This window comes from Nocardiopsis sp. YSL2, from assembly GCF_030555055.1.
In the GTDB taxonomy this organism is placed as follows: domain Bacteria; phylum Actinomycetota; class Actinomycetes; order Streptosporangiales; family Streptosporangiaceae; genus Nocardiopsis.
In genome coordinates, this window is record NZ_JAMOAO010000001.1 from 1941274 (window position 1) to 1956883 (window position 15610).

15 protein-coding genes are annotated in these 15610 nt (G+C 68.6%); 7 read left to right on the top strand and 8 right to left on the bottom strand.

From position 1 onward, the window contains the following. Window positions 1-49 precede the first annotated feature (49 nt). Window positions 50-811, bottom strand: a complete 762-nt coding sequence (locus tag M1P99_RS08370) for a DeoR/GlpR family DNA-binding transcription regulator (protein ID WP_304452084.1) — start codon at window positions 809-811, stop codon at window positions 50-52. Between the two features lie 320 nt (window positions 812-1131). Between M1P99_RS08370 and pfkB the strand changes: the two genes are divergently transcribed. Beyond that, window positions 1132-2073, top strand: coding sequence for a 1-phosphofructokinase (gene pfkB, locus M1P99_RS08375; RefSeq protein ID WP_304452085.1), 942 nt, complete (start codon window positions 1132-1134; stop codon window positions 2071-2073). A 51-nt stretch (window positions 2074-2124) separates the two neighbouring features. Further along, window positions 2125-2406 (top strand): HPr family phosphocarrier protein, encoded by a 282-nt coding sequence (locus tag M1P99_RS08380; RefSeq protein ID WP_304452086.1) that lies wholly within the window; start codon window positions 2125-2127, stop codon window positions 2404-2406. Window positions 2407-2614: 208 nt separating this feature from the next. Here M1P99_RS08380 and M1P99_RS08385 read toward each other — a convergent pair whose 3' ends face one another. Further along, window positions 2615-3370, bottom strand: a complete 756-nt coding sequence (locus M1P99_RS08385) for an SDR family oxidoreductase (RefSeq protein ID WP_304452087.1) — start codon at window positions 3368-3370, stop codon at window positions 2615-2617. A gap of 403 nt (window positions 3371-3773) precedes the next feature. Between M1P99_RS08385 and M1P99_RS08390 the strand changes: the two genes are divergently transcribed. The 3 genes from M1P99_RS08390 to M1P99_RS08400 are packed head-to-tail and all read left to right on the top strand — an operon-like array spanning window position 3774 to window position 8467. After that, window positions 3774-5264, top strand: coding sequence for an MFS transporter (locus tag M1P99_RS08390; RefSeq protein ID WP_304452088.1), 1491 nt, complete (start codon window positions 3774-3776; stop codon window positions 5262-5264). Further along, window positions 5261-7813 (top strand): PEP/pyruvate-binding domain-containing protein, encoded by a 2553-nt coding sequence (locus M1P99_RS08395; protein WP_304452089.1) that lies wholly within the window; start codon window positions 5261-5263, stop codon window positions 7811-7813. The genes M1P99_RS08390 and M1P99_RS08395 overlap by 4 nt, the downstream gene beginning before the upstream one ends. A gap of 9 nt (window positions 7814-7822) precedes the next feature. Further along, window positions 7823-8467, top strand: a complete 645-nt coding sequence (locus tag M1P99_RS08400; protein WP_304452090.1) for a TetR/AcrR family transcriptional regulator — start codon at window positions 7823-7825, stop codon at window positions 8465-8467. 22 nt (window positions 8468-8489) lie between these two features. Here M1P99_RS08400 and M1P99_RS08405 read toward each other — a convergent pair whose 3' ends face one another. Further along, complete coding sequence (locus M1P99_RS08405; protein WP_304452091.1) at window positions 8490-8690, bottom strand: hypothetical protein; 201 nt, start codon at window positions 8688-8690, stop codon at window positions 8490-8492. Window positions 8691-8721: 31 nt separating this feature from the next. After that, the gene (locus M1P99_RS08410) at window positions 8722-9447 is read right to left on the bottom strand and encodes an HNH endonuclease (protein ID WP_304452092.1); all 726 of its coding nucleotides are present in this window, start codon (window positions 9445-9447) and stop codon (window positions 8722-8724) included. Between the two features lie 338 nt (window positions 9448-9785). Between M1P99_RS08410 and M1P99_RS08415 the strand changes: the two genes are divergently transcribed. Then, on the top strand, window positions 9786-10904 hold the full coding sequence (locus M1P99_RS08415; RefSeq protein WP_304452093.1) for a DNA cytosine methyltransferase: 1119 nt from the start codon (window positions 9786-9788) through the stop codon (window positions 10902-10904). On the opposite strand, the gene M1P99_RS08420 is transcribed toward M1P99_RS08415, so the two are convergent. From M1P99_RS08420 to M1P99_RS08435, 4 genes are all read right to left on the bottom strand, one after another. Beyond that, window positions 10860-11354, bottom strand: coding sequence for a very short patch repair endonuclease (locus tag M1P99_RS08420; protein ID WP_304452094.1), 495 nt, complete (start codon window positions 11352-11354; stop codon window positions 10860-10862). The genes M1P99_RS08415 and M1P99_RS08420 overlap by 45 nt on opposite strands. Further along, window positions 11351-12295 (bottom strand): NaeI family type II restriction endonuclease, encoded by a 945-nt coding sequence (locus M1P99_RS08425; RefSeq protein WP_304452095.1) that lies wholly within the window; start codon window positions 12293-12295, stop codon window positions 11351-11353. The genes M1P99_RS08420 and M1P99_RS08425 overlap by 4 nt, the downstream gene beginning before the upstream one ends. Before the next feature lie 31 nt (window positions 12296-12326). Next, entirely contained in the window at window positions 12327-13001 is a 675-nt protein-coding gene (locus tag M1P99_RS08430; protein ID WP_304452096.1) for a hypothetical protein, read from the bottom strand. Between the two features lie 335 nt (window positions 13002-13336). Further along, the gene (locus tag M1P99_RS08435) at window positions 13337-14524 is read right to left on the bottom strand and encodes a restriction endonuclease (RefSeq protein WP_304452097.1); all 1188 of its coding nucleotides are present in this window, start codon (window positions 14522-14524) and stop codon (window positions 13337-13339) included. 503 nt (window positions 14525-15027) lie between these two features. Here M1P99_RS08435 and M1P99_RS08440 point away from each other — a divergent pair. Beyond that, window positions 15028-15561, top strand: coding sequence for a DUF6879 family protein (locus M1P99_RS08440; RefSeq protein ID WP_304452098.1), 534 nt, complete (start codon window positions 15028-15030; stop codon window positions 15559-15561). Window positions 15562-15610: the final 49 nt, after the last annotated feature.

The following is a 15610-nucleotide window of genomic DNA, read 5'->3' on the forward strand; positions in this document are numbered from 1 at the left end:
GAGGTGGGCAGGCGACATGCCGTGCCGTTCGGTGGTGACTGGTGGTCGGTCAGACCGTGAGGACAGCCGGGCCGGCGGACTCGAGTTCGTCCGCGAGGCCTGCGGCGAGGCCGGTGTCGGTGATGATCTTGTCGAGCTGGTCCACTCCCGCGAAGCGCGCGAAGTGGTCGTTGCCGACCTTGGTGTGGTCGGCGAGGAGGAGCGCTCGACGTGAGGAGGCGAGCATCGCCCGTTTGACCTCGGCCTCGGCCGTGTCCGGCGTGGTGAGCCCGCGTTCGACGGAGACGCCGTTGGCGGCCATGAAGGCCACGTCCACGAAGGACTCCGACAGTGAACGCAGGGCCCACGCGTCGACGGTGGCCTGGGTGCGGTTGCGCAGGCGGCCGCCGAGCAGCATGAGATTGATGTTGCTTCGTGTGGTGAGCGTGAGTGCGATGGACAGTGAGTTGGTGACCACGGTGAGCTCGCGGTCGGTCGGGAGCTGTTCGGCCAGGCGACCGGTGGTCGATCCCGCGTCGAGGAGGATGGCGCCCTCCTCGGGCAGCTCGGCCAGCGCGGCCTTGGCGATGCGCTCCTTCTCCTCGGTGAGCACGGAATCGCGCACGTTGAGCGCGGGTTCGAAGCCCAGTCGCTCGACGGGGATCGCGCCGCCGTGGACCCTGCGCAGGACTCCGTGGCGTTCGAGTGCCGTGAGGTCGCGCCGGATGGTCTCGTAGGTGACGTCGAACTCCGAGGAGAGCCCCGTGACGTCGACCCGGCCGTCACGGCGGGCGCGTTCGAGGATCTCCTTCTGGCGTTCTTCCGCGTACATGTTGGATCACCTGTGTTTCGGTGTGGTTTTCAGTGAGTTTAGACGTGTTGCCCAGGACACACAAGTGGCAACCCCATCCAATATCCCAGCAATACCCACATCGCACTCCCCCTCCGGCCGACCGACCCCACCGCTGTGCTTCACTATCCTCACCTGGGATGACACAAGGCGATACGCTCAGTGACCCCACCATGAACCCCCCACATCAGACCCTCGGCCCAGGAGTCCACGAGTGTTGACACACGCAACCAAACACACATAATCGAAGACACTCACACAGACTGATCGGGCCGCGCAGACACCATCGAAGAGAGCCACCGATGATCCTGACCCTCACGCCGAACCCGAGCGTGGACCACACCCTGGAGGTGGACGGCCTCGTGCGGGGCGAGGTCCTGCGGGTCCAGGCGACCCGCGCCCACCCCGGGGGCAAGGGCGTCAACGTGGCGCGCGCGCTCAGCGGCGCCAACGTGCCCACCCGCGCCGTGCTCCCCGTCGGCGGAGGGGGCGGCGCCGAGCTGACCGCCCTGCTCGGCGACCTGCCCCGCACCACCGTCCCCATCGAGGGCGAGACCCGCGCCAACGTCACCGTCGCCGAGGCCGACGGGACCACCACCAAGCTGAACGCGCCGGGCCCCGTCCTGTCCCCCGCGGAGACCCGCACCCTCCTCGACACCGTGGAGGACGAGCTGACCAAGGGTCCGGACTGGCTCGTGGCCTGCGGCAGCCTTCCGGGGGGAACCCCCACCGACTTCTACGTCCGCGTCGCGCGGCTGGCCTCCCACTACGGTGTCCCGCTCGCCCTGGACGCCTCCGGTCCGCCGCTGGTCGAGGCCGCGCGGGCGGGCTCGGTGACCCTGCTCAAGCCCAACCACGAGGAGTTGGAGGAGCTCACCGCGCGCACGCTGTCCACCGTCGGGGACGTCGTGGCGGCGGCCAGGGAGGTGCTGTCCTGGGGCAACGAACAAGCCCTGGTGACATTGGGCGGCCACGGCGCGATACTCGTCGACGACACGTGCAGCTGGTGGGCACGCGGTCCGCTCGTCCGCGCGCGCAGCACGGTGGGGGCGGGCGACTGCGCGCTCGCCGGCTTCCTCAGCGAGGACGGCCCGCCGGACAAGGGGCTGGCGCGTGCCGTGTCCTGGGGCGCGGCGGCGGTGTCCCTCCCCGGGACGACCGTTCCCACCCCCGACCACGTGGCCGCCCACGAGACCACCGTGGTGGCCGAGCCCGACCCGCACCAGCGGATCGACACGCTCTGAAGCGGATCGACACGTTCTGACCCCGCCCCCCAACCGAGAAGAGGGACCGACATGCCCACACAGCGCACCGTCACCATCGGCTCCAGGCTCGGGCTGCACGCCCGCCCCGCCACCCTGTTCGTCAAGGCCGTCAACGAGACCGGCCTGCCCGTCTTCATCGCCCGCCCGGACCAGGACCCGGTGGACGCGCGGAGCATGCTCGCCGTCATGGCGCTGGGCGCCAACCACGGCGAAACGGTCACGTTGACGTGCGACCACACTGAGGAGAGCGCCGCCGACCAGGCGCTGGACGCGCTGGTGGAGCTGCTGTCCTCCGACATGGACGCCGCCTGACCCGGCCCGAGGGGCCCGCACAGCCCTGAACCGCCCGCGGCCGGTGGGCGCGCCCGGTAGCGCCCACCTCCGACCGCGCGCTTCCCCGTCCCTCCCCCGGAGCCTCCCTCCCGGGTCCCGGCTCCCGACTCTCTGCGCGGAGCGGCGCCCGCGCCCGCCCCGGCGGGCGGGCGGACGGGCCCGCCACGGGGGCGGCCGGTCCTTCCTCCTACTCCTTGACCCGGTGGACCTTGTGCTGGGCCGCCTGGGCGCGCGGGCGCACCACGAGAAGGTCGATGTTGACGTGCGGGGGCCGGGTGACCGCCCAGACGATGGTGTCGGCGACGTCCTCGGCGCTGAGCGGATCGGGCACTCCGTCGTAGACCGCCTCCGCCGCCTCGGCGTCACCGCGCAGCCGGTTGAGCGAGAACTCCTCGGTCTTGACCATCCCGGGAGCCACCTCCAGCACGCGCACGGGCTCGCCGCACAGTTCGAGCCGCAGGGTGGCGGCCAGGGTGTGCGCGCCGTGCTTGGCGGCCACGTAGCCGCCACCGCCCTCGTAGACCACGTGCCCGGCGACGGAGGAGACGACGAGCACCGTGCCGTCGCCGCTCTCGACGAGCTTCGGCAGCAGGGCCTGCGTCATGTGGAGCACGCCCAGGACGTTGACCTCGTACATCGCGCGCCAGTCGGCGGGGTCGCCCGTGGCGACGGTCTCCCGGCCGATCGCGCCGCCCGCGTTGTTGACCAGGACCGAACAGGAGGGCAGGGCCTCGGCGAAGGCGTCGACGGCCGACCGGTCGGTGACGTCGAGGACCTGGGCCCGGGCGCTGTGGCCGTCCTTGACGATCTCCTCGGCCAGGGCCTCGATCCGGTCGGCGCGGCGGGCGACGAGGACCACGTCGTAGCCCTCGGCCGCGAGCCCGCGCGCGGTGGCGGCCCCGATCCCGCTGCTGGCACCGGTCACGACGGCGGTCGCTGTCATCTCTGCTGTCCTCCCTGGAAGCGTCGTTGTCGCGCCGAGCGTATCCGGTGGCCGCGCGCGTAGCGGCGCCGGACCGGGGCACGGCGGTGCGCCCGAAGGGGTGGCGGCGCCCGCGCACGGAGGGCACCGGTCCGCGCGACCACCCGAGGGGGACCACGCGCGGGGAACCGGGCGCGGAGGACCACGCGCATCGGGCAGGCGCACCGGGCGGGGGTGGGCTGTGGAGGGCCGGACCGTGGAGGGCCCGGGGACGGACCAGAGACGGATCGGGGACGGATCGGGGACGGATCGGGAGGGCGGCGCGACGCCCCCGACACACCTCGCCACAAAGAAACGTTGCGTTCACTAAGGCGAGGAGCTAGCCTATTAGAGAACTCATCGTTCTCTACTTGAGGAGGTTCACGTGACACAACGGACGACCTCCGTGGCGCTCGCCCTCCCGGGCCTGCTGCTGGCCATGCTGCTGGCGGCCCTCGACCAGACCTCCATGGCCCCCGCTCTCCCCGAGATCGCGGGCGACCTCGGCGGGCTGGAGCAGATGCCCACGGTCGTGACCGCCTACCTGGTCGCCGCCACCGCCGTGATGCCCCTCGTGGGACGGCTCGGCGACCGCTACGGCCGCAAGCCCCTCATCCAGGCGGCCGTCCTGCTGTTCGTGGCCGGCGCGCTCATGGCCGCCACCGCCACCACGCTCCCGGGCTTCGTCACCGCCCGCGTCGTGCAGGGCCTGGGCGGCGGAGGCCTGATGATCGGGGCGCAGGCGATCGTCGGCGAGATCGTCAGCCCCCGCGAACGCGGCCGCTACCTGGGCCTGTTCGGCGCGGTCTACGTCATCGCGGCGGTGGGCGGCCCCCTGCTCGGCGGGGTCGTGGTCGACCACCTGTCCTGGCGGTGGATCTTCGCCGTCCACCCGCCGCTCGGCCTGGCCGCCCTGGTCGCGCTGAGCCTCACCCTCCGACTGCCGCGCCCCGAGGGCCGCCCACCGGTCGACTACGCCGGGGCCGCCGCCCTCGCCGCGTCCGTCGTCGGCGTGGTCCTGACCGCCGACCGGCTCGCCCGCCCCGACGCCTACCCCTCGTGGGCCCTGCCCGCCCTGCTCGTCGGCACCGCCGCCGCGCTCGGGCTGTGGGCGGTGACCGCCGTGGTCGCCCGCGACCCCGTGCTGCCCCCGCGCCTGCTGCGCCGGCGCGCGTTCGCCCTACCGGTCGCGGTGAGCTTCCTCATCGGGTTCGGCCTGTTCGGCACCCTCACCTACGTCCCCGCGTACGCTCAGGTCAGCCTGGGCACCACCGCCACGCGGGCCGGCCTGCTGGTCACCGCGATGATGGCCGGCGCGCTCGTCAGCACGGTCGTGTCGGGCCGACTGATCACCCGCACCGGCCGCTACCGTCGATACCCGATCATCGGCACCGCCGTCGCGGCGGTCGGCCTGACGCTCCTGGGCGTGGTCGGCGCACGCCTGGACACCGGCACACTGACCGCGCTGCTGGTGCTGGTGGGTCTGGGGATCGGACTGGTGATGCAGGTGGTCCTGATCGCCGCGCAGAACGCGGTCGACCGCGCCGATCTGGGCGCCGCCACCTCCTCGGTCCTGTTCCTGCGCCAGGTCGGCGCGAGCGTGGGCGTGGCCGTCGTCGGCGCCCTCATCACCCGCTCCTTCGACGCGCGCGTCCCGGCGGACGTCGGCGACCCCCGCGCGCTGTCCCCCGAGGCCATCGCCGCGCTGCCCGAGTCCACACGCGGGCTCGTGGAGTCGGCCTTCGGATCCGCCGTCCCGTCCGCCCTGCTCGCGATGGCGCCCCTGCTGGGGCTGGCGTTCCTGCTCGCCCTCGCCTTCCCCGCGCTCCCCCTGCGCACCACTGCCCACACGGAACTCGACAAGGAGTCTCGATGACCCACGAACGACTCGTCTCCCCCTTGGCCTCCTTCGGCTCCGCCGACCTCCCCGAGGTCGGCGGCAAGGGCGCCAACCTCGGCGAACTGCTGCGCGCGGGACTGCCCGTCCCCCCTGGGTTCGTCGTCACCACCGGCGCCTACGCCACCGTGGCCCGCGCGGTCGGGCTCGACGCGAAGCTGGCCGCCGGGTTCGGCGGTGAGGCCGCCGCTTCCACCGGCTCCACGGGGGCTCCCGCCTCCGGTTCCTCCGCCGAGCCCTCCGTTCCCGACGCCGCCGCGCTCCGGGCGGACCTGGAGAACGCGTCCGTACCCGACGACCTGCGCGACGCGATCGCCACCGCCTACGCCGCGCTGGGCACCGACGTGCCCGTGGCCGTCCGGTCCAGCGCCACCGCCGAGGACCTGCCCGGCGCCGCCTTCGCCGGACAGCAGGACACCTACCTCAACGTGATCGGCACCGACGCGGTGGTGGACGCCGTCCGGCGCTGCTGGGCCTCGCTGTGGACCGACCGGGCCGTGGCCTACCGCCGCGAACGCGCCATCGAGTCCGCCGAGGTGCGGATCGCCGTGGTCGTGCAGACCATGGTGGACTCCGACGTCGCCGGGGTCATGTTCACCGCCGACCCGGTCACCGGCGCCCGCGACCGTGTCATCGTCGACGCGGGGGCCGGTCTCGGCGAGGCGGTGGTCTCCGGCCTGGTGACGCCCGACCACTACGTCCTGGACGAGCGCGGCGCGCTGCTCGACTGGTCCCCGGGACGGGGCGAGGTGGTCATCCGCTCCGAGGCCGGCGGAGGCGTCGTCCAGGGCTCCTCCTCCGGAGCCGAAGGGGAACGCCTGCTCACCGACGAGCAACTGGCCGAACTCGCCGGGCACGCCCGCACGATCGCGGCGCACTTCGGCCGCCCCCAGGACATGGAGTGGAGCATCAGCGACGGCCGGGCCTACATCGTCCAGGCCCGGCCGATGACGGCCCTGCCGCCGCCGTCCGTCCCGCTCAACCGGCGCCAGCGCCTGCTCGGGTCGATCCTCACCGAGTACCTCCCCACGCGCCCCTACCCCATGGACGTCAGCACCTGGCTCGGTCTCGGCCCCGGGAAGATGATGCGGGACCTCCTGGCCGACCTCGGTGTGGCCGCCTCGTTCGAGAACTACCTCCGGGAGGAGGACGGGGTGGTCGTGGAGCTCGTCCCGCCCGCGCCCCACCCGACGCCGCGCGCCCTGCTGACGCCCTTCAAACTGATCCACCGGGCCCGGACGCACGACATCAACACCTGGCGGGAGGACCCCGTCCTGGCGCGCTTCCTGCGCGAGGCCGACGAGCTGGACGGGCTCGACCTGCCCGCCCTGACCTGGTCGGAACTGCTGCGGGTGCCCCAGCGGACGACCGACCTCATGGACCCGTGCCGCGAGCTGCGGGCGGCCTACCTGCCCAGCGTGGCCATCGCCATGGGGCGGCTCACGGCCGCCACCGCGCTCCTGGGCCGGCGGTCCCTACTGGGCGACCTGATCGGCGGGGCCAGCACCCGGACCGAGGACGCCAACCAGGCCCTGCAGGACCTCGCCGACCGGGTGCGGGCCGTGCCCGAACTGCGCGAGCTGTTCGCGACCGCCGACCCGGCCGGGGTACTGGCCGCCGTCCGCGAGGGCACCGGCCCCGTGGGCGCGTTCGGCGACGAGCTCGACGCCTTCCGGCGCGAGTACGGGCGTCGCGAGACGGCCACCCCGCTCCTGGTCAGCCCGCCCACGCTCGCGGAGTCACCGGAGAGCGTGATCGGCCTGGTGAGCGTGCTGGTCGACCAGCCGCGGGGCGAGGACCGGGGGTCCCGTTCGGAGCGGGCGCTGGCGCGTCTTCTGACGCACCCGCTCCTGCGCGGAAGGCGGGCCCGCAAGCGGATGACCCGGTGGGTGCGCGCCGCCCAGCAGGGCATGGCCTTCCGCGAGGACTCGCACTTCTACTTCACGGCGAGCCTGCCGGCCCTGCGCCGGTCGCTCCTGGAGATCGGTTCCAGGCTGGAGAAGGCGGGGGTGGTGGACGAGCCCTTCGACGTCTTCCACCTGCGCATGGAGGAGGTGCGGGAGGTCGAGGACGTCGAGACGATGCCCGCCGAGCAGGCCGAACGGCTGCGCTCGCTGGTCCGCGCCCGAGCGGCCAAGCGCGCCGAGCTCACCGGCGTGCGCATGATCGACCCGGCCCGCGTCTTCCCCCCGAAGAACACGGGGAACGCCCTGGTCACGGGCGCCCCGGCCAGCGCGGGCACCGCGACTGGAACGGCGAGGATCATCCTCGACGCCTCGGACTTCCACCGGTTGGACAGCGGCGACGTGCTGGTGTGCCCCTACACCAACCCGTCGTGGACGCCCCTGTTCCAGCGCGCGGTCGCGGTGGTCGTGGACACGGGAGCGGTCGCCTCGCACGCGGCGATCGTGGCGCGTGAGTACGGCATCCCCTCGGTCATGGGTACGGGGTCGGGGACCACCACGATCAGCGACGGCGACCGGATCACCGTCGACGGCGGGACCGGCCGGGTCACGCCGGCTTCGTAGGATGCGGTCATGGCCGCCGAACCGCAGACCAACGACCACCGCAAGCGCCCCCGCCGCCGCGGCGACGCCCTCATCGCGGCCATCCTGCACGCGACCATCGAGGAGCTGGAGGAACGCGGCTACGCGGCGCTGACCATGGAGGGCGTCGCCGAGCGCGCGCGGGCCAGCAAGGCCTCGCTCTACCGGCGCTGGCCCACGCGCGCCGAGCTGGTGATGGACGCCGTCTACAGCGTGATGCCCGACCCGGGGGGACTGCCGGACACCGGTGGGCTCCGGGGCGACCTGATCGCGGTCCTCCGCCGGACGGCCAGAATGCTGGACGGCCCGCCCGGACAGGCACTGCGCGGGCTGATGGCGGAGGTCCTGCCGTCCCCCGAGCGCGTGGGCCAGGTACGGGCCCACGCCCAGGGGATGGGCCGCCAGATGATGGAGGAGGTCACCCGCCGCGCCGCGCACCGGGGGGAGATCAGCCCGGACGCCCTGACCCCGCGCCGGATGGAGGTGGGTCAGGCGCTGCTGCGCAACCACTTCCTCTTCCACCACGAGCCCGTCACCGACGTCATGATCGAAGAGATCGTGGACGAGGTGCTGTTGCCCCTCTTCCATACGACTCCCGTGGACGCCGCAGAGAGCGCTTCCGGTCCTCGCATCTGATCTGAGAACGCGCGATCAACTGTCACTCATCCTCATGGGTCTGCTTCTCACGAGCATCGTTTGCCACGAACCAGTTGAGTACAGGAAGAGCACCGCCGAATGCCGCTCCAGCCGCAAGAATCGCAACGGGCCACGATTCTGCCGCCAGGAGCGTGAGCGCACCCCAGATGAAACTGACACCGCAGCATCCGAAGAGGATGGTTGCTGCACGCAGGTCAACCATGCTGATCACTCCGAAACCCGGTTTCCAATAGCTAGTCCTCTCGTTCTGAACCGAGCATCCGGGCAAGCTCCGTGTGGAGCTCATCTCGCGCGCTTCCTGGGAGCTGCCGGTAGTACGCCCACACTCGCTCCGCCTTCGACATGGGGCGCTGGTCCAAGGCCATCCATGAGAGGAGACTGGTCTTCTCACGCTTCGAAAGCTCACGCATCTGGTCCCGGACATGGTCCGCAGTGAACTGCACAGGGGTGAACTGCTTAGCCGTCTCGTTGCACCTGGAGCACTCGGTCACAAGGTTTTCAGGCGTTGCCCCAGAGCCGTAGGCGTGCGCGTTGATGTGCCCGAGGGTCAGCCGAGCACGGCTACCAGGCTCGTCCGGATACTCCTCACCGGACGAGATACCGCACCGCACACACCTGTGATGGTCACGGTCCATCACCTCACGCCGGAGCTTCCCACTGACAGTTCTCAACCCGGTTGAGCGTTTCCCTGGCTCCCACACATGGGCCCCGATGGTCTCCAGGAAAAGCTCGTCTGGACTGAGTGAAGCCATGTCGCGATACGTCCTGATTACCCACCCGGCTGAGCGAAGGTCACGCATACGCCGGTCAACCTGCTCGACCCCAGGGATAGCTTCCCTCATGGCCTGTTTACGGAAACGCTTGCCTTCACCCACCATCTCGTACAGCCAAAGGGCGACGCGGACACGCCCTCCGAGCGCCCGGTCGTTCCAGTCAGGGCGTCCTTCATCCTTGGTCACGCTCGTTCGGGTCCTTTTCTGTCCTGCACTGCCTATGCGTGCCATCACGACACTTACCTGCGGGTGAGGACATCGTAACCTGTCGGCATCCTCGCGGCAAGATCCGGCAATCTGTCGGCAGCTTTCGGCATACTTGCCTTCACCGAGCCGGTCAGCGGAACTGGTCGGCCCCCACCGGTAGAATCGCCCGGTCCGGGGGTCCCCCAGGACAGTTGTCCACAGGTCCGCGCTGCCGGTCGATCCGCTGTCCAAACCTTGGGAAGATCAGCGGGGGCACGATTGTCGGCCTTCTGCCCAGCACACGGGGTGTGTGAGGGCGCAGGCAGGGAGGAAACTGCATGTCCAGCGAAGGACGTATCTACTCGTCGGTTGAAATTTGCGCGGGCGCCGGCGGCCAAGCGGTCGGCCTGCACAACGCAGGGTTCCACCACCGCGCACTGATCGAGGTCGACCCCCACGCCCTCCAGACCCTTGAGCACAACACCCGCAAACACGGTTGGGAAGACTGCGAGATCCTCCCGTGGGACTTGACCGACTTCGAGATGGACGACCTCAAGAAGGTCCTCGGAGGCGAGCAGCTGGCACTTCTGGCTGGCGGCGTTCCCTGCCCTCCCTTCTCCCTGGCCGGCAAGCAGCTCGGCGAAGACGATGAGCGCGACCTGTTCCCCGTCATGCTCGATATGGTCGAGGAGCTGGAGCCCCGCGCCGTGATGATTGAGAACGTGCGCGGCCTGCTCGAGCCCGAACACAAGTTCAGCGGCTACCGAGACAGGATCCGTGCACGGCTGGTGAGCCTGGGCTACCGAATCCTCGGCTGGAACGTGCTTGAGGCCCGCGACTACGGCGTCCCGCAGCTACGGCCGAGGGCCATCCTGGTGGCTATGAAGGAACCGGAAGCGGCCCACTTCCTCCCTGCCCGAGGCAGTGGAAAGCTCGTCACGGTGGCAGAGGCCCTCAACGAGACCATGCGCCTCCGGTTCGGGGACTCCGCCAAGGGCCGTCAGCACTACAAGAAGTGGCTGCGCAGGGCCCAGGAGAAGGGCACGGTGGCTCCCACCCTCGTCGGAGGGTCGAAGAAGCACGGCGGCGCAGACCTGGGACCGACCCGCGCCAAGCGCGCGTGGGCCGAACTCGGAGTGGACGGCCACGGAGTAGCCGACCCGCACGGTCGGACCAAGGACGAGGAACGCGACCTGTACGGGGAGCGGGGTCCCAAGCTGACGGTGCAGCAGGCCGCGATCATCCAGGGTTTCCCCACCGACTGGGAGTTCCAGGGCCGCAAGACGGCCGCCTACCGCCAGGTCGGCAACGCCTTCCCACCGCCCGTCGCCCAGGCCGTCGGAGAGTCCATCATCCGCGCGCTCCGAGCGTTCGATTCCGATGCCGAGCAGCCGGAGGAGCAGTTCGAGGGACTAGTCGAGGACCTTGCCCCCCGACAGCTCACGCTTACGCGCTGAGACTGCCTCCGTCACAACGTCTGCGCACTCGGCAGGATCCTGGTGCTCCCAGAACCTCAGGACCAGCCACCCTGCCTCCGCCAAGCGCGCGTCGGTGTCGCGGTCACGCTGAGTGTTCCCGCCGATCTTCGCATCCCAGTAGTCGGGGTTGGTCTTGGGAGGGACGAAGTGCTCCGGGCACCGGTGCCAAAAGCATCCGTCAACGAAGACCGCCACCCTGGTGGGGCCGAAGAGCAGATCCGCTGTCCGGCGCATGCCGGGCAGCGGCTTGGCCGCGACCCGGTAGCGCAGCCCGGCCGCGTGAACAAGGCGTCGGATGGCGATCTCCGGCTTGGTGTCCCGGCTCCGGTTGCCGCGCATACTCCGCCGGTTGGCGGCCGACGATGCCCAAGAGCCTTCCGGGGCCTGCCAGATCCCGGATTCGTCTGCCTTGTCCACCTGCTCAGTCATACCTTCGGAAGTAGGGGAGCTGGTTCGACCGGATCGGCTTCAGTCGCGAGCACCCACCAGTCGCCTGAAATGAGGGCCTTCGCCCTCTCTCCAGTGTGCGCGCTGGCACGGACCACCCTGGCAGAGACGGACTCTCCGGGCCCTGGCACAGGAAGTCCTAGCTGCTCGGCAATGGTCCCATGCCCCTTGTACTGGCCGAGGATGACGATCCCCTCCGGACGAAGACTGGAACGGGACCCGCCGTTGCCGCGGACCCGTTTCATGTAGTCCTCCTGCTGCGCGACCGTGGCCACGACCACTCGCCGGATGAGGATCCCTTGCGCCCTTCGGAACAGCTCGTCGACCCGCTTCGTTCCGGACCCGGGTGCAAAAATCGCCTCAACGTCCCCGTCGGGCAAGTGAAGAAGCGCGTTCACCGGCAGCGGGGCATCGGAGAAGAGCCAGCGAACAGCCTGTCGGCCCTGCTTGTTCAGACTGCGCTTGCCATCCCGGTTGCGGCCTCCGCCCAGCAGCTCCTCGCTCGCTCGGACCAGGCCAGCCGACCAGCGCGACTCGGTGTCGCTCGCCCACAGGACGAGGCAGAGCTTGCCGATGGCCTCAGGTGGGATCATCCACGACCCGTGCTTCTGCGAGTACTTGCAATCGACGTCGATGTCGCGGATACGGTAGTCCAGTTCGTCACCCCCGGCGAAGTTGAACTTCCGTTGGAGGTTGATCTCCACCAGCGTGCCGAAGTGCGTCTTCTCTGTCTTGTGGAGCTGGTCCCAGCGATAGCGCCCGGTGTGCTGTCCGTCAAGCAGCATGTCGAAGGTGCTCCGCAGAGCATCCGCGAACAGGCGCCCTTCCGGATCAAGGCTCAGCAGGTGCTCGGCGACCTGCTCAAGCTCTAGGTCTGACGAGGAGTTGGCGGCGTCTGAGAGAGGGGGATCGAAGAGGTACACAACATCAATCTATAGCGGCTCCGGACGTCCCTTACCGCTGAGCAGTCAGCATGTGCAGCTTCCTTGCGCAGGCTTCTACTGCGCGGTCATCGGGGAAGTGGGCTTTGCCCCAGATCCGCTGCGTCGGAATCTGCAGCTGAATGAACCTCAGCCCGGACTCCTCCCCACCAACAACGTCCTCTGCTGGCGGCTTACGCCCTGCATCCCCGTCCCGAAAAACCCCGTTCTTGATGTAGAGCGCTACTGACGTGGATCCGATCCAGGTGTCCGTCCGAAAGAGGGCATCCGCAAGTGGATGGAAGCGAGCATCCAACCCCAACTCTCGAAAACGGGACACCACATACATCTCCCGCACGAACGAGTAGTACGCGATACCGATCCGCCACCGCATCGAGTTCCTCGCGTCCTGCTCGCTGCAACCGTTCTTGACGGCCTCCGTGATCTTCTCCCGAGCGGGCGTGTAGAGGGTGGGCCGGAACTCGTCGAGGCTACTCCAGTCACGGAACTCTTCGAAGGAGAACATGCGACCACGCTCTTCTAGGTGGAAGTGGAAGACATGGGAGAAGGCAAAGTCCGGCCGCCAGTCCCGGATCAACTTGACCTTGTAGCCCTGGCGCGGTCTCAGATTTCCGAGAGCATGCTCCGAGGTGAGGCTGCGAATCTCTGAAGGTACGAGCTTGTAGACCGCTGACGTGCGATGCTCCATCACTCGCTCCGTCACGTGCGGCTTTTGTCTCCGCCACCATTCGAAGTTCTTCTGACCCGCTCGTGCCTGGGTGAATCTACTCAGTACTTCCGCAGCATCGGTAGTGGTTTCTCCGCCCATATCCCCTCAATCATGACGTTCTAACCTCCAATTCGGGCAGCCTAGAGCAGGAGTCAGACACTCCGAAACGTTGCTGGTGGGGCATGGTTTGAGCACCCCAGCGGGAAGCTCGGATTCGTGAGCGCTGCCGTCGACCGTCTGCCTTGCTGATTCCAGCCATGCGCTTGAGCCCTCTGACCGCTTGGTTGCCTTCCGGCCAGTGCTTGCGGAGGTGACTAGGGGAACGACGTCTGGAGCCACTTCCGGACGTCCTCCGGTGAGCTGAAACCGCGCTCCTGCAGCAGGTCAGCGATATCTTTGCCGCACATCAGGACGACGGGATGGCGATCATCGCGAACTTCGCTGTAGGCCTGGGCATTGAAGTAGGAGGTGGTGACGAAGACTCCGAACTGGCGGTTGCGGATCCGTGAGATCAGCCGGGCTACATCACGTACACCCACAGAGGTTCTCTCGCCGTAGCACTTGGCCTCCAGCGCGAATTCGACGGCTACGGGGTCAGCGTCAGGGCCGAGGACGTACTCGCCGATGGCGTCGCGCCCACCGTCACGGTATGGCTGCGTGACTTCGCAGCGGCCGGTCGCTGGGGCCTGCATTCTCCATAGAGCAACGGCACACTCCTCGAAGTCGTGCCAGCGGCCCTTGTAATACTCGGTGATTTCCGTGATGAGTGCTTGGCCGTTCGGAGCGGGGGTCTGCTCGTTTTTGCTGCGCGTGTTCGTCGTAGTCGGCGCCGTCAGTGCAATGTACTGGCGGTCCTTGACCCAGGCCAACCATACTTCCGGGGCATTCGGACCAGTCGTCAGCCCCTCGGACAGCTCATTGATCCATGCCCGAGTGACGATAGCGGTGTCGAGAACAGTGAAGGCTGCACGGTAGTTCTGGAAGCGCTGGCCGCGTGTGCTCCGCCACAGCGCAACGAGTTCATCCTCTGGAGCCAGGGCCTCGGCCCCTGGCGCAAGAAGGCCTCGAAATCGGACGTCGCGCCCTCTTCCGGTCTTCTGGAACAGCAGGAAGGGAGGAACCCGGGATCGGTCCTCGTCCGTCCCCAGAGCTGCAGAGAACGTATCGCGGAGCAGGCGGTTCCCACCGCGCTGAGTGTCGTGCAAGTCGTGCCCGGGACGGCGGTTGTCGCCGTAGTACATAAACCGACCTGTCTGCACGTCGAGGCGGTCGGGCCAGTCAGGCTCTTGGCCTGAGCTGTACAGCACAGCCAGCTTGACGGTCTGCTTCCAGGGGGAGCCCACCGTCCGAAAGCCACCCTGGTTGCCTACCTTGGCGACGATGCGGGCGATCGGGTCATCGCCGCTGTGACCTGCTGTTCCACCTTGGTATACGGCATCCAGGTGAAGGTCGCTCTCCGTGAGCCCAGAGAAGGGGAATGTGCGCGTACTACTGGCTGCCATGTCGCGTACTCTATCGCCGCACACCGGCGATTTACGAGCTTATGTCTTGATTTTCTGGCATATACGGGTATCCAATGCTCCCGTTATAGGTCCTGACCAGGCTTGACGAGCGCCGGGGCAGGGTGTGGACGTCCTGGCATGGGTGGTGGCTACTGGCCATGGCGGCACGCGTTCACGGCTGTACGTCGACTCGTGGACGCCCGCACAGATTCCGAGAAGCCCCCAGGTCAGACCGCGAAAATTCCATGACGGGAATATTCACCTCATACCTGGACTCGGGCATGCACCACACGTAGATTACGAGGCGCAACCACATACAACGGAGGTACGACCGTGGGGCATGGTCCAGATCGCCGGAGACTGCAAAGGCGACGACTGCCCCAAGGTGTTCACCACCAGCAGGGGCTCGATTGTGGTGCAAGCCGATCAGGTGACCAGCGTGACCACCGCTAGTGGAGAAGCCGCCGTGGAGATCCCTCGGAACGTCTGAGAGGAGGCCGTGCGTGCGCTTGGAAGGTGGCGCCTGGCGCGAGTTCTTCGACGCCTTCGAGGACTACGCGTTCCGCCTGGAGACACTGCCGGTCTACGGTGTCGCCTCCGAGGACGAGGAGTTCGAACGCTTCCTGGCCGGCGAACCGCGTCCGGACGAGGAACTTGCGGACTCAGCCTGGCTCCACCGTGTACGCGGGTTCACTGACTCAGGACGCCGGGTCCAGCGCGTTCACGTGGTCACTCCGCCACTGTCGGACTATCTGCGCTACGAGATGGAGTGGGGGTATGACTTCAACATCGTGGCGGGTGAGGACGTGCGGATTGTCGAGACCGACGCCCCAACCGAACTGCCCTTCGCAGCGCACGAGGACTTCTGGCTCTTCGATGACACGCACGTCGTTCTCATGCGCTACGAGTCAGATGGTACCCAGATCGACCGGCTCCTCCTGGAGGACGCAGACGTCGCCGACTACGTCGCGCGCAAGAACACAGCCCTGCGGATAGGGACTCCCTACGAGCAGTACAGGGCGCGGCTGAACACGTAATGCTGGAACCAGAGATCTCGGCGGGCGCCGCGGGGATTTGTCCACAACG